We start from the raw sequence: 23007 nt of genomic DNA, 5'->3' as shown, positions 1-23007 counted from the left end.
CGGACGCCCCCGCCTGGGGAGCGTCCGCCGGGGTCAGCCGTTATCGACCAGCAGTTTGCCGTCGTTGATCAGCTTGGTGATGATCTGCTGATCAGACGCCGAGCTGCCTGCATAGCCTGAAGCCCGCAAGTCCACCCCTTCCAGCACGATGCGCTGCGTTTCGGCGTTGGGCGCCAGATTCGCATTGCCGAAGGTGAACCCCCCCGTCGGGCTCACCTTGATGACCGTGCTGCCGGCCACGCTGGTGGTGTCGAACTCGAGGTAGTTCACCAGATTGCTGCTGGTTTCACCCTGCAGCAGATCGCGCAGATCCAGGACATCGCCACCCGAGCCGGCCGGGCGGACGTCGAAGTCCTTGATCGTGTCGACCGCACGGCCTGCCCCGCTGGTGCCGGCCTCACCCAGGTTCCAGGCGAAGACGTCCACGCCCAGGCCACCCGTCAGGGTGTCGTTGCCCGCGCCGCCCACCAGGGTGTCGTTGCCGTCACCGCCGCTGAGCGTGTCGTTGCCCGCGCCACCATGCAACAGATCGGCCCCGGCGCCACCGGACAGGGTGTCGTTGCCGGCTTCGCCATACAGGCGGTCGGCAGAGGCCCCGCCAGACAGAATGTCATCGCCATCGCGGCCCATGAGCAGGTCGGGCGCGTCGGAGCCCAGCAGCTGCTCTGCGCCGGTGGTGCCGACGACGACGCGGGTCTGATCGAGCTGGATGGACAGTGTCGACGAGGCCGTGTCGCCGTCGCGGTCGGCCAGGGCGAAGGTGACGTTCTCGAACTGGGTGCCGGTCAGCTGACCCGGCGCCGAGTAGGCGTAGGCACCGGTGGCCATGTCGACCACGAGCTTGCCGCCCAGGGCGGTCGTGATGGCCAGCTGCGTGCTCGCGCTGTCGTACTGGTAGACGACGCCGTCGACCGTGACACTGGCGACGTGGCTGAAGCCGTCGGCGCCCATTGCGGCCACCACCGTGCCACTGGTCTTGAGGTTGCCGTTGACGGACGCCCCGAGGGAGCCAGCCAGCACGCCATCCAGCTGGGCCAACGCGCTCACCACGGTGCCCGACAGATCGGCACCGGCCTGCCCGTCGTAGGCCACGGGGTTGAGGTAGGTGGCGCTCACGTCGGCCCCGAGACCGATCGCGTAGCTCTTGATCTGGTTGGAACGCAGGAAGCTGAGCCAGCTGGCCTCTTCCGTGGTGTCGATGCCGTCGCCCAGGCCGGTCTGGGTGCTGGCAGAGGACTGGCCGTTCACACCGGGGGTGGGGTTGGCGCTCGACAGCGTCGGGTTGCCGTCCGAGAAGAAGTAGGAGATGTTCTGCGCGCCGCTCAGCTTGCCGGTGCTGGTGTCGAACGCGGTGCGTGCCGCGGAGAGCGCATAGTCGTAGTTGGTGCCACCCTCTGCGATGATGGTCTGCAGCAGAGCCTTGGCATCGGCCACGCTGAGCCACTGCGCGCCCACGGACTGCGCCGTGTTCGAGAAGGTGACCAGACGCACGGCCACGCTGCCGAACTCGTCGTACTTGTCCAGCAGGTTCTGGATGGACTGCACGGCGACCTGCAGACGGGTGAGCCCATTGATGCCGCTGGCGTCGTTCATGCTGCCCGACACGTCGAGCACGATCATCAGGTTGGTGTCGATCGTGTTGAGCGTGGCGGAGATGGGCGCCGGGTTGGTCGGCGCGTCATCCTCGACGTGGACCACCAGGCTGCCGGTGCCCACCTTGCCCGTGCTGTCGAGCACGCGCACACCGAACGTGATGTCGCGGACGTCCTCGCCGGACGCCGCGTGCTGCACCGGCTGAAGGAGTGCGAAGGTGTAGCTGCCGGACGCGGTGACCTTGACGGTGGCCACCACGGTGGCGCTGCCGTCCGTGCCATCGCGGCCGATGAGGCCGCCGGCGCCGTCGTTGGTCCACACCACGGTCTTGCCGGATGCCGTCACCAGCGGGCTCGACGGTGCGTCGAGTGCGATGGCCTGAACGGTGGCGCCGCCCGTGGTCGTCACGGTGATCTGACCGGTGGCCGCTGTGGCGTTGGTGGTGTCGGGGCTGCCGGTCGTGTCGGCGTTGCCGCCCGCCAGGCCTTCTTCCGAGACGCTCACCGACGTGGCCGACGCGGTCGGTGCACCAGGCACCGGGGCGTTGCGCACCACGTCGAGCAGCAGATTGGAGCTTGCGAGGTCGCCGTCGCCATCGATCAGCGTATAGGTGATGCTCTCCCGGACGTCGGCGGCCAGGCCTTCCGGCGCGCGGTAGGTGTAGGCCCCCGTCAGCCAGTTCAGCGTGAACTGACCGCCCAGTGCCGTCGTGACAGTGAGCTGCGGTTGCGTGGTGCTGTAGGTGTAAGTCTGCCCGTCGATCGTCACCGTGTGGAGGCGGCCACCATCGGCGCCGAAGGCTGTCTGGCCGACGCTGCCCGAAGCAAGGATCTGACCGCTGGTCGAGCCCGCCAGCGTGCCGCTGAGGGTGCTGTCGAGCTGGTTCAGGTTGGCCACGACCGTGCCGCTGGTGTCGAGTGCAAACTGGCCGTTGTAGGCCACCGGATCCAGATAGGTCTGGCTCACACCCGAGCCCAGGCCCACCGCGTAGGAATTGATCTCGTAGGTGTTGAGGAACGAGCGCCAGGCCGCTTCCTCGGTGGCGTCGATGCCGTCTCCGAGATTGGTCTGCGTGGTCGTGCCATTCTGGTTGTTGGTGCCTGCCGTCGGGTTGGTGCTGGAGAGCGTGGGATTGCCGTCCGAGAAGAAGTAGGACACGTTCTGTGCCCCGCTGATCTTGCCGGCGCTGGTGAGGAAGGCCGACTGGGCCGCGCTGAGGGCGTAGTCGTAGTTGGTGCCACCGGAGGCCACGATGGTGGCCAGGGCCGACTTGGCCTCCGACACGCTGAGCCATGTGTCACCCACGGTCTGCGCGCTGCCCGAGAAGGTGACGAGGCGCACGGCCACGGTACCCAGCTCGTCGTAGCGGTCCAGCAGCTTCTGGATGGACTGCACGGCGGCCTGCAGCCGCGTGAGGCTGTCGATGCCGCTGGCGTCGTTCATGCTGCCCGAGATGTCGAGCACGACCATCAGGTTGGTGTCCTGCACCGAGACGGTGGCGGACTGGCTGGCCGGCACGGTCGGCGCATCGTCTTCGACAACGATGGTGAGCGCGCCGGTGGCGGTGTTCACGCCGTCGCCCACGCGCACGCCGAAGTTGAGGCTCAGGGTGTCTTCGCCCTGTGCGCCGTGCTGCAACGGCGCAGACAGTGTGAAGCTGTAGCGGCCTGCCGCATCCATGGTGACGGTCGCCACGGTGGCGGCGTCAGGGGCTGTACCGGCCTTGCCGATCAGGCCGCCTGCGCCGTCGCTGCGCCACACCACCTGCGTGCCGGTGCTGGTGTAGACCGGGTTGCTCGGTGCCAGCAGGCTGATGCTGAGGTTGCTGCTGTCCGGATCGCTGAAGGCGATCTGACCGCTCACGGTGCTCGCGTTGGTGGTGTCCGGCGTGCCGGTTGCGTCCGGCGCGCCGAAGGCCAGGCCCTCTTCGGACACGGCGGCCGTGGCGTTGGCCACCACGGGCGCGTCGTTGACCGCGGTGACGGAGATGGTGGTGATGGCCACGTTGCTGGCCATCGTGCCATCGAACACTTGAACGGCCACCGTGCGCGCCACGGTCGACGGGGTGTCGGTCGTGTTGCTGAAGCCGATGCTCCGGATGGCCTGCTCGTAGGTGGCGAGGCTGGCGACACCGGTCAGGGTGACGACGTTGCCAACGATCGCCACGGACAGGCCAGCAGGCAGCCCGCCTTGCACGGAGAGCACATCACCCGCTTGCGCATTGGTGAGCGTGATCGTGGCGCGGGTGAGCTGTGTGCTGTCGACATCAGTGAGGCGCAGGTCGACATCGGCCACCGAGACGGGGCTGCCGTTTTCGACGTAGTTCGTCTGATAGCCCGTGCCGGTGACACCGCTGGAGTCGTTGCTGTCCAGGTCGATCTGGGTTGGCGCGTCGTTGTCGGTGATGCGCGCGGTGCCTGTGGCGGTGCCGTTGGAGGACTGCGGCAGCGACGCGGTCAGCGTGAAGGTCTCGGTGGACTCCGTCTGGGTGTCGTTGGTGGTCTGCACGCGCACGAGCAGGCTCGTGGTGCCGGCAGCCAGGGTGACCACGCCGCCGGAGACCGGTGCCCAGGATGTGCCGCCGTCCGCGGAGACCTCCATCGCGTTGGCGTAGTCGCTCGGCGCCATGGCGGTGCCGGCGTTGAGCTGCAGGCTGAGAGGCTGACTCGAGGACAGCGGATGCGTCAGGGAGACGGTAAAGGTGGCCTGGTTGCCCTCGGTCACGGTGACATCGGTCACCGCAAGCGCGGGGGTGTCATTGTCCGGGGTGATGCCGGTCGGCACGCTCCCGGTGCCGTCATCCTTGATGGCGGTGGTGGCGGTGATTGCGGTGATCACGGCGCCTGTTGCATTGCTCAGCACCACGCTGAACGACTCGCTGCCTTCGAACGTGCCGTCGTCGTTGATGGCCACCGTGATGGTCTTGCTCGTCTCGTTGGGCGCGAACGTCAGTACGCCGCTGGTCGCCGCGTAGTCGCCACTGGTCGGCGTCGTGCCGGCCTTTGCCGTGCCGTCCTGCGTCGCGTAGTTCACCGTCACCGGGCTGGCGCTCGGGTTCGACAGCGTCACCGTGTAGGTCACCGTGCCGGCCGCTTCATTGACATCGGCCGGGCCGCTGATGCTCAGCGTCGGTTGGCCCGTCGTGTCGGTGATCGTGCCGGTGGCTTCTGCGGGCGTGGTCTGACCAGGCGTGCTGGCTTGCAGCTTGATCGCCTCGGTCGGCTCGCTCGTCGTGTCGGTGTTCACCGGCACGCGCACCACCACCTGATCGGCCGGGGTGTTCGCCGGCACCGTGATCGTCGCCGTGCCGTCCGGGTTCACCGTAATCGGCGTGAAGGTCTGGCCGCCGTCGAAGCTCACGCTCGGCGTGCCGGTGTCGGTGCCCGGCGTGGCTGGGTTCGTCAGGCCGCTCGTGCCGAGGGTCAGCGTCACTGTCGTCGGTGTCGTGCTCGGCGCGCTCAGCGTCACCTGGAAGTCCAGGTTGCCGCCTTCGCTCGCCGTCGGGCTGCTGATGCCCGACACCACCGGGGTGTCGTCATCGGGCGTCACGCCAGGGGGCACGGTGCCCGTGCCGTCGTCCTGGATGGCCGTGGTCGCGGTGCTCGTAGTGATAACCGCACCGCTCGGGTTGCTCAGCACCACGCTGAACGACTCGCTGCCTTCGAACGTGCCATCGTCGTTGATGGCCACCGTGATGGTCTTGCTCGTCTCGTTGGGCGCGAACGTCAGCACGCCGCTGGTGGCTGCGTAATCGCCACTGGTCGGCGTCGTGCCGGCCTTGGCCGTGCCGTCCTGCGTCGCGTAGTTCACCGTCACCGGGCTGGCGCTCGGGTTCGACAGCGTCACCGTGTAGGTGACCGTACCGGCAGCCTCGTTCACCTCGGCCGGGCCGCTGATGCTCAGCGTCGGCTGGCCCGTGGTGTCGGTGATCGTGCCGGTGGCTTCCACCGGAGTCGCTTGATCCGGTGTGCCTGCGGTCAGCTTGATCGCTTCGCTCGGCTCGCTCGTCGTGTCGGTGTTCACCGGCACGCGCACCACCACCTGGTCGGCCGGGGTGTTGGCCGGCACCGTGATCGTCGCCGTGCCATCCGGGTTCACCGTAATCGGCGTGAAGGTCTGGCCGCCGTCGAAGCTCACGCTCGGTGTGCCGGTGTCGGTCCCCAGTGTGGCTGGGTTCGTCAGGCCGGCGGTGCCCAGCGTGATCTGGATCGGCGTGTCCGTCGTGCTCGGCGCGCTCAGCGTCACCTGGAAGTCCAGGTTGCCGCCTTCGCTCGCCGTCGGGCTGCTGATGCCAGACACCACCGGGGTGTCGTCATCGGGCGTCACGCCAGGCGGCACGCTGCCGGTGCCATCGTCCTGGATGGCGGTGGTGGCCGTGTTCGTGGTGATCACGGCGCCTGTTGCATTGCTCAGCACCACGCTGAACGACTCACTGCCTTCGAACGTGCCATCGTCGTTGATGGCCACCGTGATGGTCTTGCTCGTCTCGTTCGGGGCGAAGGTCAGCACGCCACTGGTCGCAGCGTAGTCGCCTGCGGTCGGCGTCGTGCCGGCCTTTGCCGTGCCGTCCTGCGTCGCGTAGTTCACCGTCACCGGGCTGGCGCTCGCGTTCGACAGCGTCACCGTGTAGGTCACCGTGCCGGCGGCCTCGTTCACTTCGGCCGGGCCTGCGATGCTCAGCGTCGGCTGGCCCGTCGTGTCGGTGATCGTGCCGGTGGCTTCTGCGGGCGTGGTCTGACCCGGCGTGCTGGCTTGCAGCTTGATTGCCTCGGTCGGCTCGCTCGTCGTGTCGGTGCTCACCGGCACGCGCACCACCACCTGGTCGGCCGGGGTGTTGGCCGGCACCGTGATCGTCGCCGTGCCGTCCGGGTTCACCGTGATCGGCGTGAAGGTCTGGCCACCGTCGAAGCTCACGCTCGGCGTGCCGGTGTCGGTGCCCGGCGTGGCTGGGTTCGTCAGGCCGCTCGTGCCGAGGGTCAGCGTCACTGTCGTCGGTGTCGTGCTCGGCGCGCTCAGCGTCACCTGGAAGTCCAGGTTGCCGCCTTCGCTCGCCGTCGGGCTGCTGATGCCCGACACCACCGGGGTGTCGTCATCGGGCGTCACGCCAGGGGGCACGGTGCCCGTGCCATCGTCCTGGATGGCGGTGGTGGCCGTGTTCGTGGTGATCACGGCGCCTGTTGCATTGCTCAGCACCACGCTGAACGACTCGCTGCCTTCGAACGTGCCATCGTCGTTGATGGCCACCGTGATGGTCTTGCTCGTCTCGTTCGGGGCGAAGGTAAGCACGCCACTCGTCGAGGCAAAGTCGCCACTGGTCGGGGTTGCGCCGGCCTTCGCCGTGCCGTCCTGCGTCACGTAGTTCACCGTCACCGGGCCGGCGCTCGGGTTCGACAGCGTCACCGTGTAGGTCACCGTGCCGGCCGCCTCGTTGACGTCGGCCGGGCCGCTGATGCTCAGCGTCGGCTGGCCCGTCGTGTCGGTGATCGTGCCGGTGGCTTCTGCGGGCGTGGTCTGATCCGGCGTGCTGGCTTGCAGCTTGATTGCCTCGGTCGGCTCGCTCGTCGTGTCGGTGTTCACCGGCACGCGCACCACCACCTGGTCGGCCGGGGTGTTGGCCGGCACCGTGATCGTTGCCGTGCCGTCCGGGTTCACCGTGATCGGCGTGAAGGTCTGGCCGCCGTCGAAGCTCACGCTCGGTGTGCCGGTGTCGGTGCCCGGCGTGGCTGGGTTCGTCAGGCCGCTCGTGCCGAGGGTCAGCGTCACTGTCGTCGGTGTCGTGCTCGGCGCGCTCAGCGTCACCTGGAAGTCCAGGTTGCCGCCTTCGCTCGCCGTCGGGCTGCTGATGCCAGACACCACAGGGGTGTCGTCATCGGGCGTCACGCCAGGGGGCACGCTGCCGGTGCCATCGTCCTGGATGGCGGTGGTGGCCGTGTTCGTGGTGATCACGGCGCCTGTTGCATTGCTCAGCACCACGCTGAACGACTCACTGCCTTCGAACGTGCCATCGTCGTTGATGGCCACCGTGATGGTCTTGCTCGTCTCGTTCGGGGCGAAGGTCAGCACGCCACTGGTCGCAGCGTAGTCGCCTGCGGTCGGCGTGCTGCCAGCCTTGGCCGTGTCGTCCTGCGTCGCGTAGTTCACCGTCACCGGGCTGGCGCTCGGGTTCGACAGCGTCACCGTGTAGGTCACCGTGCCGGCCGCCTCGTTGACGTCGGCCGGGCCGCTGATGCTCAGCGTCGGCTGGCCCGTCGTGTCGGTGATCGTGCCGGTGGCTTCTGCGGGCGTGGTCTGACCCGGCGTGCTGGCTTGCAGCTTGATTGCCTCGGTCGGCTCGCTCGTCGTGTCGGTGCTCACCGGCACACGCACCACGACCTGGTCGGCCGGGGTGTTGGCCGGCACCGTGATCGTCGCCGTGCCGTCCGGGTTCACCGTGATCGGCGTGAAGGTCTGGCCACCGTCGAAGCTCACGCTCGGCGTGCCGGTGTCGGTGCCCGGCGTGGCTGGGTTCGTCAGGCCGGCGGTGCCCAGCGTGATCTGGATCGGCGTGTCCGTCGTGCTCGGCGCGCTCAGCGTCACCTGGAAGTCCAGGTTGCCGCCTTCAGCCGCCGCCGGGCTGCTGATGTCCGACACCACGGGGGTGTCGTCATCGGGCGTCACGCCAGGCGGCATGCTACCCGTGCCGTCGTCCTGGATGGCCGTGGTGACCGTGCCGGTCGTGATGACCGCACCGCTCGGGTTGCTCAGCACCACGCTGAACGACTCGCTGCCTTCGAACGTGCCGTCGTCGTTGATGGCCACCGTGATGGTCTTGCTCGTCTCGTTGGGCGCGAACGTCAGTACGCCGCTGGTCGCCGCGTAGTCGCCACTGGTCGGCGTCGTGCCGGCCTTTGCCGTGCCGTCCTGCGTCGCGTAGTTCACCGTCACCGGGCTGGCGCTCGGGTTCGACAGCGTCACCGTGTAGGTCACCGTGCCGGCCGCTTCATTGACATCGGCCGGGCCGCTGATGCTCAGCGTCGGCTGGCCCGTTGTGTCGGTGATCGTGCCGGTGGCTTCTGTGGGCGTGGTCTGACCCGGCGTGCTGGCTTGCAGCTTGATCGCCTCGGTCGGCTCACTCGTCGTGTCGGTGTTCACCGGCACGCGCACCACCACCTGATCGGCCGGCGTGTTGGCCGGCACCGTGATCGTCGCCGTGCCGTCCGGGTTCACCGTGATCGGCGTGAAGGTCTGGCCGCCGTCGAAGCTCACGCTCGGTGTGCCGGTGTCGGTGCCCGGCGTGGCCGGGTTCGTCAGGCCGCTCGTGCCGAGGGTCAGCGTCACTGTCGTCGGTGTCGTGCTCGGCGCGCTCAGCGTCACCTGGAAGTCCAGGTTGCCGCCTTCAGCCGCCGCCGGGCTGCTGATGTCCGACACCACGGGGGTGTCGTCATCGGGCGTCACGCCAGGCGGCACGCTGCCAGTGCCGTCGTCCCTGATCGCCGTGGTCGCGGTGCCGCTGGTGATCGTGGCGCCCGTGGAATTGCTCAGCACCAAGCTGAACGACTCACTGCCTTCGAACGTGCCATCGTCGTTGATGGCCACCGTGATGGTCTTGCTGGTCTCGTTGGGGGCGAAGGTCAGCACGCCGCTGGTGGCTGCGTAGTCGCCTGCGGTCGGCGTCGTGCCGGCCTTTGCCGTGCCGTCCTGCGTCGCGTAGTTCACCGTCACCGGGCTGGCGCTCGCGTTCGACAGCGTCACCGTGTAGGTGACCGTACCGGCAGCCTCGTTCACCTCGGCCGGGCCGCTGATGCTCAGCGTCGGCTGGCCCGTGGTGTCGGTGATCGTGCCGGTGGCTTCGGCAGGCACCGTCTGATCCGGCGTGCTGGCTTGCAGCTTGATCGCCTCGGTCGGCTCGCTCGTCGTGTCGGTGTTCACCGGCACGCGCACCACCACCTGGTCGGCCGGGGTGTTGGCCGGCACCGTGATCGTCGCCGTGCCATCCGGGTTCACCGTAATCGGCGTGAAGGTCTGGCCGCCGTCGAAGCTCACGCTCGGTGTGCCGGTGTCGGTCCCCAGTGTGGCTGGGTTCGTCAGGCCGGCGGTGCCCAGCGTGATCTGGATCGGCGTGTCCGTCGTGCTCGGCGCGCTCAGCGTCACCTGGAAGTCCAGGTTGCCGCCTTCAGCCGCCGCCGGGCTGCTGATGTCCGACACCACGGGGGTGTCGTCATCGGGCGTCACGCCAGGCGGCATGCTACCCGTGCCGTCGTCCTGGATGGCCGTGGTGACCGTGCCGGTCGTGATGACCGCACCGCTCGGGTTGCTCAGCACCACGCTGAACGACTCGCTGCCTTCGAACGTGCCGTCGTCGTTGATGGCCACCGTGATGGTCTTGCTCGTCTCGTTGGGCGCGAACGTCAGTACGCCGCTGGTCGCCGCGTAGTCGCCACTGGTCGGCGTCGTGCCGGCCTTTGCCGTGCCGTCCTGCGTCGCGTAGTTCACCGTCACCGGGCTGGCGCTCGGGTTCGACAGCGTCACCGTGTAGGTCACCGTGCCGGCCGCTTCATTGACATCGGCCGGGCCGCTGATGCTCAGCGTCGGCTGGCCCGTTGTGTCGGTGATCGTGCCGGTGGCTTCTGTGGGCGTGGTCTGACCCGGCGTGCTGGCTTGCAGCTTGATCGCCTCGGTCGGCTCACTCGTCGTGTCGGTGTTCACCGGCACGCGCACCACCACCTGGTCGGCCGGGGTGTTGGCCGGCACCGTGATCGTCGCCGTGCCATCCGGGTTCACCGTAATCGGCGTGAAGGTCTGGCCGCCGTCGAAGCTCACGCTCGGTGTGCCGGTGTCGGTCCCCGGCGTGGCCGGGTTCGTCAGGCCGCTCGTGCCGAGGGTCAGCGTCACTGTCGTCGGTGTCGTGCTCGGCGCGCTCAGCGTCACCTGGAAGTCCAGGTTGCCGCCTTCAGCTGCCGTCGGGCTGCTGATGTTCGACACCACCGGAGTGTCGTCATCGGGCGTCACGCCAGGGGGCACGGTGCCCGTGCCATCGTCCTGGATGGCGGTGGTGGCCGTGTTCGTGGTGATCACGGCGCCTGTTGCATTGCTCAGCACCACGCTGAACGACTCGCTGCCTTCGAACGTGCCGTCATCGTTGATGGCCACCGTGATGGTCTTACTCGTCTCGTTCGGGGCGAAGGTCAGCACGCCGCTGGTGGCCGCGTAGTCGCCGGCCATCGGCGTGCTGCCAGCCTTGGCCGTGCCGTCCTGTGTCGCGTAGTTCACCGTCACCGGGCTGGCGCTCGGGTTCGACAGCGTCACCGTGTAGGTCACCGTGCCGGCGGCCTCGTTCACCTCGGCCGGGCCGCTGATGCTCAACGTCGGCTGGCCCGTCGTGTCGGTGATCGTGCCGGTGGCTTCCACCGGAGTCGCTTGATCCGGTGTGCCTGCGGTCAGCTTGATCGCTTCGCTCGGCTCGCTCGTCGTGTCGGTGTTCACCGGCACGCGCACCACCACCTGGTCGGCCGGGGTGTTGGCCGGCACCGTGATCGTCGCCGTGCCATCCGGGTTCACCGTAATCGGCGTGAAGGTCTGGCCGCCGTCGAAGCTCACGCTCGGTGTGCCGGTGTCGGTCCCCAGTGTGGCTGGGTTCGTCAGGCCGGCGGTGCCCAGCGTGATCTGGATCGGCGTGTCCGTCGTGCTCGGCGCGCTCAGCGTCACCTGGAAGTCCAGGTTGCCGCCTTCAGCCGCCGCCGGGCTGCTGATGTCCGACACCACGGGGGTGTCGTCATCGGGCGTCACGCCAGGCGGCACGCTGCCAGTGCCGTCGTCCCTGATCGCCGTGGTCGCGGTGCCGCTGGTGATCGTGGCGCCCGTGGAATTGCTCAGCACCAAGCTGAACGACTCACTGCCTTCGAACGTGCCATCGTCGTTGATGGCCACCGTGATGGTCTTGCTGGTCTCGTTGGGGGCGAAGGTCAGCACGCCGCTGGTGGCTGCGTAGTCGCCTGCGGTCGGCGTGTTGCCAGCCTTGGCCGTGCCATCCTGCGTCGCGTAGTTCACCGTCACCGGGCTGGCGCTCGGGTTCGACAGCGTCACCGTGTAGGTCACCGTGCCGGCCGCCTCGTTGACCTCGGCCGGGCTGCTGATGCTCAGCGTCGGTTGGCCCGTCGTATCGGTGATCGTGCCGGTGGCTTCCACTGGCACCGTCTGGCTGGGTGTCGAAGCGCCGAGCTTGATCGCCTCGGTCGGCTCGCTCGTCGTGTCGGTGTTGACCGGCACGCGCACCACGACCTGATCCGCCGGCGTGTTCGCCGGCACCGTGATCGTCGCCGTGCCATCCGGGTTCACCGTGATCGGCGTGAAGGTCTGGCCGCCGTCGAAGCTCACGCTCGGCGTGCCGGTGTCGGTGCCCGGCGTGGCTGGGTTCGTCAGGCCGGCGGTGCCCAGCGTGATCTGGATCGGCGTGTCCGTCGTGCTCGGCGCGCTCAGCGTCACCTGGAAGTCCAGGTTGCCGCCTTCAGCCGCCGCCGGGCTGCTGATGCCCGACACCACGGGGGTGTCGTCATCGGGCGTCACGCCGGGCGGCACGCTGCCGGTGCCATCGTCCTGGATGGCGGTGGTGGCCGTGTTCGTGGTGATCACGGCGCCTGTTGCATTGCTCAGCACCACGCTGAACGACTCGCTGCCTTCGAACGTGCCGTCGTCGTTGATGGCCACCGTGATGGTCTTGCTCGTCTCGTTGGGCGCGAACGTCAGTACGCCGCTGGTCGCCGCGTAGTCGCCACTGGTCGGCGTCGTGCCGGCCTTTGCCGTGCCGTCCTGCGTCGCGTAGTTCACCGTCACCGGGCTGGCGCTCGGGTTCGACAGCGTCACCGTGTAGGTCACCGTGCCGGCCGCCTCGTTCACTTCGGCCGGGCCTGCGATGCTCAGCGTCGGCTGGCCCGTGGTGTCGGTGATCGTGCCGGTGGCTTCCACCGGTGTCGCTTGATCCGGGGTGCCGGCCGTCAGCTTGATCGCCTCGGTCGGCTCGCTCGTCGTGTCGGTGTTCACCGGCACACGCACCACCACCTGGTCGGCCGGGGTGTTGGCCGGCACCGTGATCGTCGCCGTGCCGTCCGGGTTCACCGTGATCGGCGTGAAGGTCTGGCCACCGTCGAAGCTCACGCTCGGTGTGCCGGTGTCGGTGCCCGGCGTGGCCGGGTTCGTCAGGCCGCTCGTGCCGAGGGTCAGCGTCACTGTCGTCGGTGTCGTGCTCGGCGCGCTCAGCGTCACCTGGAAGTCCAGGTTGCCGCCTTCTGCCACCGTCGGGCTGCTGATGCCCGACACCACGGGGGTGTCGTCATCGGGCGTCACGCCGGGCGGCACGCTGCCGGTGCCATCGTCCTGGATGGCGGTGGTGGCCGTGTTCGTGGTGATCACGGCGCCTGTTGCATTGCTCAGCACCACGCTGAACGACTCACTGCCTTCGAACGTGCCATCGTCGTTGATGGCCACCGTGATGGTCTTGCTCGTCTCGTTCGGGGCGAAGGTCAGCACGCCACTGGTCGCAGCGTAGTCGCCTGCGGTCGGCGTCGTGCCGGCCTTTGCCGTGCCGTCCTGCGTCGCGTAGTTCACCGTCACCGGGCTGGCGCTCGCGTTCGACAGCGTCACCGTGTAGGTCACCGTGCCGGCGGCCTCGTTCACTTCGGCCGGGCCTGCGATGCTCAGCGTCGGCTGGCCCGTCGTGTCGGTGATCGTGCCGGTGGCTTCTGCGGGCGTGGTCTGACCCGGCGTGCTGGCTTGCAGCTTGATTGCCTCGGTCGGCTCGCTCGTCGTGTCGGTGCTCACCGGCACACGCACCACGACCTGGTCGGCCGGGGTGTTGGCCGGCACCGTGATCGTCGCCGTGCCGTCCGGGTTCACCGTGATCGGCGTGAAGGTCTGGCCACCGTCGAAGCTCACGCTCGGCGTGCCGGTGTCGGTGCCCGGCGTGGCTGGGTTCGTCAGGCCGGCGGTGCCCAGCGTGATCTGGATCGGCGTGTCCGTCGTGCTCGGCGCGCTCAGCGTCACCTGGAAGTCCAGGTTGCCGCCTTCAGCCGCCGCCGGGCTGCTGATGTCCGACACCACGGGGGTGTCGTCATCGGGCGTCACGCCAGGCGGCATGCTACCCGTGCCGTCGTCCTGGATGGCCGTGGTGACCGTGCCGGTCGTGATGACCGCACCGCTCGGGTTGCTCAGCACCACGCTGAACGACTCGCTGCCTTCGAACGTGCCGTCGTCGTTGATGGCCACCGTGATGGTCTTGCTCGTCTCGTTGGGCGCGAACGTCAGTACGCCGCTGGTCGCCGCGTAGTCGCCACTGGTCGGCGTCGTGCCGGCCTTTGCCGTGCCGTCCTGCGTCGCGTAGTTCACCGTCACCGGGCTGGCGCTCGGGTTCGACAGCGTCACCGTGTAGGTCACCGTGCCGGCCGCTTCATTGACATCGGCCGGGCCGCTGATGCTCAGCGTCGGCTGGCCCGTTGTGTCGGTGATCGTGCCGGTGGCTTCTGTGGGCGTGGTCTGACCCGGCGTGCTGGCTTGCAGCTTGATCGCCTCGGTCGGCTCACTCGTCGTGTCGGTGTTCACCGGCACGCGCACCACCACCTGGTCGGCCGGGGTGTTGGCCGGCACCGTGATCGTCGCCGTGCCATCCGGGTTCACCGTAATCGGCGTGAAGGTCTGGCCGCCGTCGAAGCTCACGCTCGGTGTGCCGGTGTCGGTCCCCGGCGTGGCCGGGTTCGTCAGGCCGCTCGTGCCGAGGGTCAGCGTCACTGTCGTCGGTGTCGTGCTCGGCGCGCTCAGCGTCACCTGGAAGTCCAGGTTGCCGCCTTCAGCTGCCGTCGGGCTGCTGATGTTCGACACCACCGGAGTGTCGTCATCGGGCGTCACGCCAGGGGGCACGGTGCCCGTGCCATCGTCCTGGATGGCGGTGGTGGCCGTGTTCGTGGTGATCACGGCGCCTGTTGCATTGCTCAGCACCACGCTGAACGACTCGCTGCCTTCGAACGTGCCGTCATCGTTGATGGCCACCGTGATGGTCTTACTCGTCTCGTTCGGGGCGAAGGTCAGCACGCCGCTGGTGGCCGCGTAGTCGCCGGCCATCGGCGTGCTGCCAGCCTTGGCCGTGCCGTCCTGTGTCGCGTAGTTCACCGTCACCGGGCTGGCGCTCGGGTTCGACAGCGTCACCGTGTAGGTCACCGTGCCGGCGGCCTCGTTCACCTCGGCCGGGCCGCTGATGCTCAGCGTGGGTTGCCCCGTCGTGTCGGTGATCGTGCCGGTGCCTTCGGCAGGCACCGTCTGCGCCGGCGTGCCAGCCTGAAGCGTGAGGGTTTCAATCGGCTCGCTGGCAGCATCGGTGTTGACCGGCACCCGCACCACGACCTGGTCGGCGGGGGTGTTCGCCGGGACGACGAAGGTCGCCGTGCCGTCCGGGTTCAGCGTGACCGGGCCGAATGTCTGCCCGCCGTCCACACTGACCTGCGGCACGCTGGTGTCGGCGCCAGGCGTGGCGGCGTTGGTCGCGCCCGCAGGCGCGCCCGGTGCGATGGTGACCTGGGTGTCCGTCGAGCTCGTGTTGCTCAACGTGACCTGGAAGTCGAGGTTGCCGCCTTCCGCCTCGGTCGGACTGCTGACAGACACCACCGTGGGCGTGTCATCGTCCGGCGTGAGCCCCTCGGGCACGCTGCCGGTCCCGTCGTCCTTGATGGCTGTGTTCGCCGTGCCAGTCGCGATGACCGCGCCCGTGGCATTGCTCAACACCACGCTGAACGACTCGCTGCCTTCGAACGTGCCATCGTCGTTGATGGCCACCGTGATGGTCTTGCTCGTCTCGTTCGGGGCGAAGGTCAGCACGCCACTGGTCGCAGCGTAGTCGCCTGCGGTCGGCGTGCTGCCAGCCTTGGCCGTGTCGTCCTGCGTCGCGTAGTTCACCGTCACCGGGCTGGCGCTCGGGTTCGACAGCGTCACCGTGTAGGTCACCGTGCCGGCGGCCTCGTTAACCTCGGCCGGGCCGCTGATGCTCAGCGTCGGCTGGCTCGTCCCGTCGGTGATCGTGCCCGTGCCTTCCACCGGGGTCGCCTGGCTCGGTGTCGAAGCACCCAGCTTGATCGCCTCGGTCGGCTCGCTGATGGCGTCGGGACTCACCGGCACACGCACCACCACCCGATCAGCCGGCGTGTTCGCCGGCACCGTGATCGTCGCCGTGCCGTCCGGGTTCACCGTGATCGGCGTGAAGGTCTGGCCGCCGTCGAAGCTCACGCTCGGTGTGCCGGTGTCGGTGCCCAGCGTGGCTGGGTTCGCCAGGCCGCTCGTGCCCAGCGTCAGCGTCACCGAAGTCGGCGTCGCGCTCGGCCCACTGAGCGTCACCTGGAAGTCCAGATTGCCGCCCTCTGCCGCGGTCGGACTGCTGATGGCTGACACCACCGGGGTGTCGTCATCCGGTGTGATCCCTTCCGGCACGGTGCCCGAGCCATCGTCCACAATGGTTCCAACGCCCGTGCCAGCCGAGATCGCCGCATTCACCGGGTTGCTGAGCACGACGGTGAACGACTCACTGCGCTCGAACGCGGCATCGTCCAGGATGCTGACCGTGATGGTCTTGCTGGTTTCGCCGGGCAGGAAAACGACGTTGCCTGCTCCTGCCACATAGTCCTGACCCGCCAGGGCCGTGCCATCGGCAGTCGCCCAGTTCACGGTCACGGTCTGGCCAGAAGACCGGTCCAGCGTGATCACGAAGGTCGCGGTCCCTAGGGCCTCATCCACCGAGACCGAGTTGATCGACAACGACGGTGCAGGCGTCTCGGGCTGGACGAGCGTTGCGGCAAACAGCGGCCGGTTGTCCGCTGTCACGGCAATCGGTGTTTCAGCCGGCCCGCGCGCCGTGCCATAGACGAACGACTGTGGGCCGACCGACTCCACCACGCGGTCCACACGCAGCCCGGGCTGAAAACCGCCCTCGGCGCCCCCGGTCAGACCTGCGGCTGGCGCCTCTTCATCGGTGGGGTTCTCCAGTGCGTCCAGCGCCCGATCCACGTCCACCGCCTGCGGCTTCGCAGGTTTCGCCGTCACCGTCGTGCCGTCCAGGGGCGAGATCTGAACGATGCCGTCCGCCTCCGTGACGATCTGCTCGCCGCCCTTCATCTTGTCGCCCACACGGATCGGCGTGAGCTTCCCATCGGGGGTTCGGACAAAGGCAGAACCCCACACGGCAGTGACAACACCAGCGGACATGGCAAGAATCGGCATGAAGAAACCCAACTTATCGGTCGTGAACCCTCCAAGTGTAGATTCGTGTAACAGTTTCTTGCGGCCGCCAGCCCCCCCGCCATGCAGGCCTAACGCCAACTAAATCAGCCAATGGTGTGAGTTTGATCACATCCACAGCCGACATTGGCCATTTTGGCTCCCCGCCCCCGCGGGCCCACCCGGCCATGCGGCGGCCGCACCCGGCAGCCAAGGCGCTTCCGATGTTCAGCCGGGGAAAGAGACGCCGACGACCGTGAGCCGGCCGTCGCCAGGGGATCAGCGGGTGGCGAGCGCCAGGATGCGATCGATGTAGGCCTGACCGTCGAAAGGCTGGCCGGAGCGCTGAGAAGCCCACACCATCTCGCCCAGAGCTTCCATGGCCTCATGGTGGGCTGCGTGCAGCGAGCCACGGCGTTCCGCCAGTTTGCTCACCGCCGCCTTGATGCCACGCGGCTGGTCGATGCTCACCTGCTCGGTCAGCGACAGATGCATCGACAGGTGGAGAAAGGGATTGGTTCGCCCGTCCTCCACGCTGTACTGCGCTGCAATGGCCGCATCCACATCGCCCAGGTCCGGGTGGTACTCCGGGTGTTCGGCGATCCAGTCGGCCGCCTGGGCCTCCAGCGGGGTCAGCGGCATTCCGGCCTGGTGCTTGGACCAGGCCTCACAGAAGAAGCGGCGCACCTGCTCCTGACTGGGGGCAAACATGCTGCGTCAGACGCCCAGCAGTTCGACTTCGAACTTCAGCGTGGCGTTCGGGGGGATCACGCCGCCCGCACCGCGCGCACCGTAGCCCAGCTCGGCCGGGATCACCAGCACGCGGGTGCCGCCCACCTTCATGCCCTGCACACCCTCGTCCCAGCCGCGGATGACGTGCCCAGCGCCCAGCGGGAACACGAACGGCTGGCCGCGGTCCTTGCTGGAGTCGAACTTGGCGCCCTGAACGCCGTTCTGATAGAGCCAGCCCGTGTAGTGCACGGAAACGTGGTTGCCAGCCTTCGCTTCGGCCCCGTCGCCCACGACGGTGTCTTCGAATTGCAGGCCGGATGCAGTGGTGATGGGCATGGTGAATGTGTCGTTAAGATAGGGGACTGCAGTCTACCTTTCCAGCTCAGGCCTCAGCCGACTCAGGTTTATTCGGGGACCCGCCCGAGACCCGCGAGTTGGAACCGTCCCTCATGAACGCGCCCACTCCTCTGCCCGAACAGGCCCACAACACCGTCATCGGACGTCTGCAGTCGCTCACCCCACGCCAGATGCAGGTCTGCGAGCTGGTCGTCGAAGGGCTGACGAACAAGGAAATTGCCGAGCGGCTGGACATCACGGTGCACACCGTGAAGGTCCACCGCGCCGAAGTGATGCGCCAGATGGCCGTCGATTCGGTCGCCGAGCTGGTGCGCGCCGTCATGGCGCCTCAGCCCCTGGAGGGAGGCGCCCCCCTCATTGACGTGGCTCGCCCGCTGCGCGTGATCGTCGTTGAAGACCAGGATCTGCTGCGCCAGCTGATGACCCGCAGCCTGAACCAGTTCGGGCACCACGCGGTGGGCGTGCGCAACGGCTACGAACTGGCCGACGAATGGGCCCGTGGCGCGGCCGACATCCTGGTGGTCGACATCGAACTGGGCACGCAGGAAAACGGGCTCGACCTCACCGCCCGCTTCCGCCAGGAAAACGGCTGCGGTGTCATCATCGTGTCAGCCCATGGTCGCACCGACGACCGCATCGCCGGACTCGAGCGCGGTGCCGATGCGTTCTTCGTGAAGCCCGTGAGCTTCAAGGAACTGCACGCGGCCATCACCAACCTGGGCAAGCGGCTGCGCAAGGCCTGATTGGCCCTGCGGCCGCCTCAGATCGACATCAGCTGGCGCACGCCGTCGGCTTCCATGTCGGCGCCCCGACCACGGCGGATCACTTCGCCGCGTTCCATCACCAGGTACTGGTCGGCCAGTTCTGCGGCGAAGTCGTAGAACTGCTCGACCAGCACGATGGCCATGCGCTGGCCGTTCAGCCCTTCATCGGCCAGCTTGCGGATGGCCCGCCCGATGTCCTTGATGATGCTGGGCTGGATACCCTCGGTCGGCTCATCCAGGATCAGCAGCTTGGGGCCCGCAGCCAGCGCGCGGGCAATCGCCAGTTGCTGCTGCTGCCCGCCCGACAGGTCGCCCCCGCGGCGGTGCAGCATCTGCTGGAGCACCGGAAACAGCTCGAACAGTTGCTCGGGCAGCGGCGTGCTGCCGGGCTTGCTCGCCAGGCCCATCTGCAGGTTCTCGGCCACCGTGAGGCGCCCGAAGATCTCGCGGCCCTGGGGCACATACCCCACGCCCAGTCGCACTCGCTCATAGGGCTTGAGGCGGTCGATCGCCTGACCATCCAGCGTGATGCTGCCCGACTTGATCTGCACCAGGCCCATCAGGCTCTTGAGCAGCGTGGTCTTGCCCACGCCGTTGCGGCCCAGGATGACGGTCACCTCGCCCACCTTCGCCTCGAAATCCAGCCCGCGCAGGATGTGCGAGCCACCGTAATACTGGTTGACGGCTTCGATCTTCAGCATGTCGTTCTCTCCTGATCAGCGTCCGAGGTAGACCTCGACGACCTTGTCGTTGGCCTGCACCTCGGCGAGCGTGCCTTCGGCCAGCACGCTGCCCTCATGCAGCACCGTCACCTTTTTCTTGCCGGCAGTCGCGCCCTGCGTGGTGAGCTCGTGGATGAACTTCATGTCGTGCTCGACCACCACCAGCGAATGGGCCCCTTCCAGCGAGAGGAAGAGTTCGGCGGTGCGCTCGGTTTCTTCATCGGTCATGCCGGCCACGGGCTCATCGAGCAGCAACAGCTTGGGGTCCTGCATCAGCAGCATGCCGATCTCCAGCCACTGTTTCTGGCCGTGCGACAGCAGGCCGGCGGTACGCTGAGCCTGGCTCTTCAGGTGGATGAGCTGCAGCATGGCGGCAATGCGGTCCAGCTGTTCGCTGCCCAGCTTGAAGAACACCGAGGCGCGCGGGCCGCGATCGGCCTTCAGCGCCAACTCGAGGTTTTCGAACACGCTCAGGTGCTCGAACACCGTGGGCTTCTGAAACTTGCGGCCAATGCCGATCTGAGCGATCTCGTTCTCGCGCTTCTTCAACAGGTCGATGGTCGAGCCGAAGAAGGCCGTGCCGCTGTCGGGCCGCGTCTTCCCGGTGATCACGTCCATCATCGTGGTCTTGCCCGCCCCGTTGGGCCCGATGATGCAGCGCATCTCGCCCACGGCAATGTCCAGGCTCAGCTTGTTGAGAGCCTTGAAGCCGTCGAAGCTCACCTCGATGTCGTCGAGATACAGGATCGACCCGTGAGCCAGGTCAACCTGATCCGGATCGTCCACCACGCGGCCGTAGCTCGCCTCGCGGCCACCTGACTCGCCGGCATTGGTGGGCGTCTTGTAAGCACGTGCCAGGGCCTGCGTGCCCGCTTCCATCAGATCCGGGGTCATGCCTTCACCTCTGCTTGCTTGTTGAACAGCTTCTTGACGCCGCCGACGATGCCGTGCGGCAGGAACAGGGTCACCACCACGAAGAGCAGCCCCAGGAAATACAGCCAGAACTCGGGGAAGGCCACGGTGAACCAGCTTTTGGCCCCGTTGACGAAGAAGGCGCCGATGATCGGGCCGATCAGCGTGGCACGCCCCCCCACCGCGGTCCAGATCGCGATCTCGATGGAGGCCGCCGCGGACATCTCGCTGGGGTTGATGATGCCGACCTGGGGCACATACAGCGCACCGGCAATGGCGCACATCACGGCCGAGATCGTCCAGATGGTGAGCTTGTAGGCCAGCGGGTTGTAGCCGCAGAACATGACGCGGTTCTCGGCATCGCGGATGGCCTGGAGCACCCGGCCGAACTTGGTGTTCACCAGCCAGCGGGCCATCAGGTAGAAGCCGATCAGCGTCAGGCCGGTGAGGACGAACAGCACCATGCGGGTGGACGGCTGCGCCAGCGGGACGTCGAGGATGCGCTTGAAGTCGGTGAAGCCGTTGTTGCCGCCGAAACCCGTTTCATTGCGGAAGAACAGCAGCATGGCCGCGAACGTCATCGCCTGCGTGATGATCGAGAAATACACACCCTTGATGCGGCTGCGGAACGCGAAGAAGCCGAACACGAAGGCCAGCAGGCCCGGCACCAGCACCACCAGCAGCATCTGCCCGATGAAGCTTTCGCTCAGCGTCCAGTGCCAGGGCACCGTCTTCCAGTCCAGGAAGACCATGAAGTCCGGGATGTCGGCGCCATAGCTGCCGTCACGGCCGATCTGGCGCATCAGGTACATGCCCATGCCGTAGCCGCCCAGCGCAAAGAACAGCCCGTGGCCCAGCGACAGGATGCCGGTGTAGCCCCAGATCAGGTCCATGGCCAGCGCGCAGATGGCGTAGCACATGATCTTGCCGATCAGAGCGACCGCGTAGTCCGACAGGTGGAAGGCCGAGCCGGCCGGCACCAGCATGTTGAGCACCGGGGCCAGCACGACCACCGTGATCACGGCGGCCATCAGGGCGGTCCAGCCCTTGGGGCCCAGCGCGCTGCGGGGCACCGCAACACCGGCCGCAGGCAAAGGGGAAGTCATCACTGCACTCATTGTTTTCTCCTCAGGCTTCGGCGCTGCGGCCCTTCATGGCGAACAGTCCTTGCGGACGCTTCTGGATGAAGATCACCACGATGACCAGCACCATGATCTTCGCCAGCACGGCACCGGACCAGCCTTCCAGCAGCTTGTTCACCATGCCCAGGCCCATGGCTGCATACACGGTGCCCGCCAGTTGGCCCACCCCGCCGGTCACCACCACCATGAACGAATCGACGATGTAGTTCTGCCCGAGGTCGGGTCCCACGTTGCCGATCTGCGAAAGCGCACACCCGGCCAGGCCCGCAATCCCCGCACCCAGCGAGAACGCCATCGTGTCGACCTTCGCGGTGTTGACGCCGACGCACGAGGCCATCGGGCGGTTCTGGGTGACGCTGCGCACGAACAGGCCAAGTCGGGTCTTCGCGATCAGCAGCGTGATGCCGAGCAGCACCAGGCCGGCAAACGCGATGATGGCCAGGCGGTTGTAGGGCAAGGTCAGGTTGCTCAACACCTCGAAGCCGCCCGACATCCAGTTGGGGTTCTCGACCTGCACGTTCTGCGCGCCGAACACCGACCGCACCGCCTGCATCAGGATGAGGCTGATGCCCCAGGACGCCAGCAGGGTCTCGAGCGGGCGGCCATACAGGAAGCGGAACACGCCGCGCTCGAGCACCGCCCCGACCGCAGCTGCAGCCAGGAAGGACGCCGGCACGGCCAGCAGGATGTACCAGTCAAAGAACTGCGGCAGGTGCTGCCGGAACAGGTTCTGAATGACGAACGTGGCGTAGGCGCCGATCATCATCAGCTCGCCGTGCGCCATGTTGATCACGCCCATCAGCCCGTAGGTGATGGCCAAGCCCAGCGCTGCCAGCAGCAGGATGGAGCCCAGGCTGACGCCGGTGAACAGCACACCGGCGTACTCGCCCCAGGCCAGCTTGCGGTTGATGGCGTCCAGTTCGGCTTGCAGCGCACCGCGCACGGCGGCATCGGTTTCGCCACCATCGGCCAGGCGCTCCATCAGCAGCGCGCGGGCCTCGGGGCTGGCGCGCTCGCCCAATGCACGTGCAGCCTCAATGCGGCGCGCAGCGTCAGTGGCCGTCAACAGCGCCTTCGCGCGCACCATCTCCAGTTGCGCCTTCAGACGGGCATCTTGCTCGCTGGCCAGGGCCTTGTCGATCACGGCCAGCTTCGATTCATCGGCCGCGTTGCTCAGGGCCTCGATGGCACTCGCCCGCTCGGCCGGATCCGTTGAGCTGAGCTTGCCCGCGGCCAGGGCCGCCTCGATCTCGCTGGACATCCGGTTGTTGTTGACCACGTCCTCGGCGTCGTCGGGCAGCTTCGCGGGCTGGCCCGATGCGGCTTCGCGGGCGGTGTCGCCCTCGACGATGTAGGCGCGGTTGCCGGCCACCTTCACACTGTCGGCGGCCAGCGCCTCCAGAAAGGCGGGCAGGCCCGGGTCGTTCTTCACCACCAGCAGCTGCAGGGCGGCAATGCGCGCATCGTTGTCTCCAGCGGCCACGGCGTAGGCCTCGTCAGGGGTCAGCGCGTGGGCACTCTGGCAGCCCAGCAAGGCGGCCATCAGGGCGGCGCTCAGCC

8 protein-coding genes are annotated in these 23007 nt (G+C 67.7%); 1 reads left to right on the top strand and 7 read right to left on the bottom strand.

The features are described 5' to 3' along the window. Window positions 1-33: 33 nt before the first annotated feature. From DEH84_RS06295 to DEH84_RS06285, 3 genes are all read right to left on the bottom strand, one after another. Window positions 34-16806, bottom strand: a complete 16773-nt coding sequence (locus DEH84_RS06295; RefSeq protein ID WP_159098884.1) for a Calx-beta domain-containing protein — start codon at window positions 16804-16806, stop codon at window positions 34-36. Window positions 16807-17097: 291 nt separating this feature from the next. Beyond that, entirely contained in the window at window positions 17098-17529 is a 432-nt protein-coding gene (locus DEH84_RS06290; protein ID WP_109035773.1) for a DUF1841 family protein, read from the bottom strand. A 6-nt stretch (window positions 17530-17535) separates the two neighbouring features. Then, entirely contained in the window at window positions 17536-17886 is a 351-nt protein-coding gene (locus tag DEH84_RS06285; protein ID WP_109035771.1) for an FKBP-type peptidyl-prolyl cis-trans isomerase, read from the bottom strand. A gap of 113 nt (window positions 17887-17999) precedes the next feature. Between DEH84_RS06285 and DEH84_RS06280 the strand changes: the two genes are divergently transcribed. Further along, complete coding sequence (locus tag DEH84_RS06280; RefSeq protein ID WP_109035769.1) at window positions 18000-18650, top strand: response regulator; 651 nt, start codon at window positions 18000-18002, stop codon at window positions 18648-18650. A 17-nt stretch (window positions 18651-18667) separates the two neighbouring features. Here the strand turns inward: DEH84_RS06280 and urtE are convergent, their stop codons facing one another. The 4 genes from urtE to urtB are packed head-to-tail and all read right to left on the bottom strand — an operon-like array spanning window position 18668 to window position 22990. Next, window positions 18668-19372, bottom strand: coding sequence for an urea ABC transporter ATP-binding subunit UrtE (gene urtE, locus DEH84_RS06275; RefSeq protein ID WP_109035767.1), 705 nt, complete (start codon window positions 19370-19372; stop codon window positions 18668-18670). Window positions 19373-19387: 15 nt separating this feature from the next. Then, the gene (urtD, locus tag DEH84_RS06270) at window positions 19388-20287 is read right to left on the bottom strand and encodes an urea ABC transporter ATP-binding protein UrtD (protein WP_109035765.1); all 900 of its coding nucleotides are present in this window, start codon (window positions 20285-20287) and stop codon (window positions 19388-19390) included. Further along, on the bottom strand, window positions 20284-21423 hold the full coding sequence (gene urtC / locus DEH84_RS06265) for an urea ABC transporter permease subunit UrtC (protein WP_109035763.1): 1140 nt from the start codon (window positions 21421-21423) through the stop codon (window positions 20284-20286). Before urtC ends, urtD begins: the two co-directional genes overlap by 4 nt. Window positions 21424-21433: 10 nt before the next feature. Next, window positions 21434-22990 (bottom strand): urea ABC transporter permease subunit UrtB, encoded by a 1557-nt coding sequence (gene urtB / locus DEH84_RS06260; protein ID WP_245932753.1) that lies wholly within the window; start codon window positions 22988-22990, stop codon window positions 21434-21436. Between the last annotated feature and the right edge of the window lie 17 nt (window positions 22991-23007).

It is taken from the genome of Aquabacterium olei (assembly GCF_003100395.1).
GTDB classification, from domain to species: domain Bacteria; phylum Pseudomonadota; class Gammaproteobacteria; order Burkholderiales; family Burkholderiaceae_C; genus Aquabacterium; species Aquabacterium olei.
The sequence above is the reverse complement of the archived record's forward strand: the minus strand, read 5'-3'. Positions and strand labels throughout refer to the sequence as shown.

Coding starts and splice junctions, on each gene's coding strand:
- DEH84_RS06295 (WP_159098884.1), bottom strand. CDS start 16,806: ATGTCCGCTGGTGTTGTCACTGCCGTGTGGGGTTCTGCCTTTGTCCGA.
- DEH84_RS06290 (WP_109035773.1), bottom strand. CDS start 17,529: ATGTTTGCCCCCAGTCAGGAGCAGGTGCGCCGCTTCTTCTGTGAGGCC.
- DEH84_RS06285 (WP_109035771.1), bottom strand. CDS start 17,886: ATGCCCATCACCACTGCATCCGGCCTGCAATTCGAAGACACCGTCGTG.
- DEH84_RS06280 (WP_109035769.1), top strand. CDS start 18,000: ATGAACGCGCCCACTCCTCTGCCCGAACAGGCCCACAACACCGTCATC.
- urtE (WP_109035767.1), bottom strand. CDS start 19,372: ATGCTGAAGATCGAAGCCGTCAACCAGTATTACGGTGGCTCGCACATC.
- urtD (WP_109035765.1), bottom strand. CDS start 20,287: ATGACCCCGGATCTGATGGAAGCGGGCACGCAGGCCCTGGCACGTGCT.
- urtC (WP_109035763.1), bottom strand. CDS start 21,423: ATGAGTGCAGTGATGACTTCCCCTTTGCCTGCGGCCGGTGTTGCGGTG.
- urtB (WP_245932753.1), bottom strand. CDS start 22,990: ATGGCCGCCTTGCTGGGCTGCCAGAGTGCCCACGCGCTGACCCCTGAC.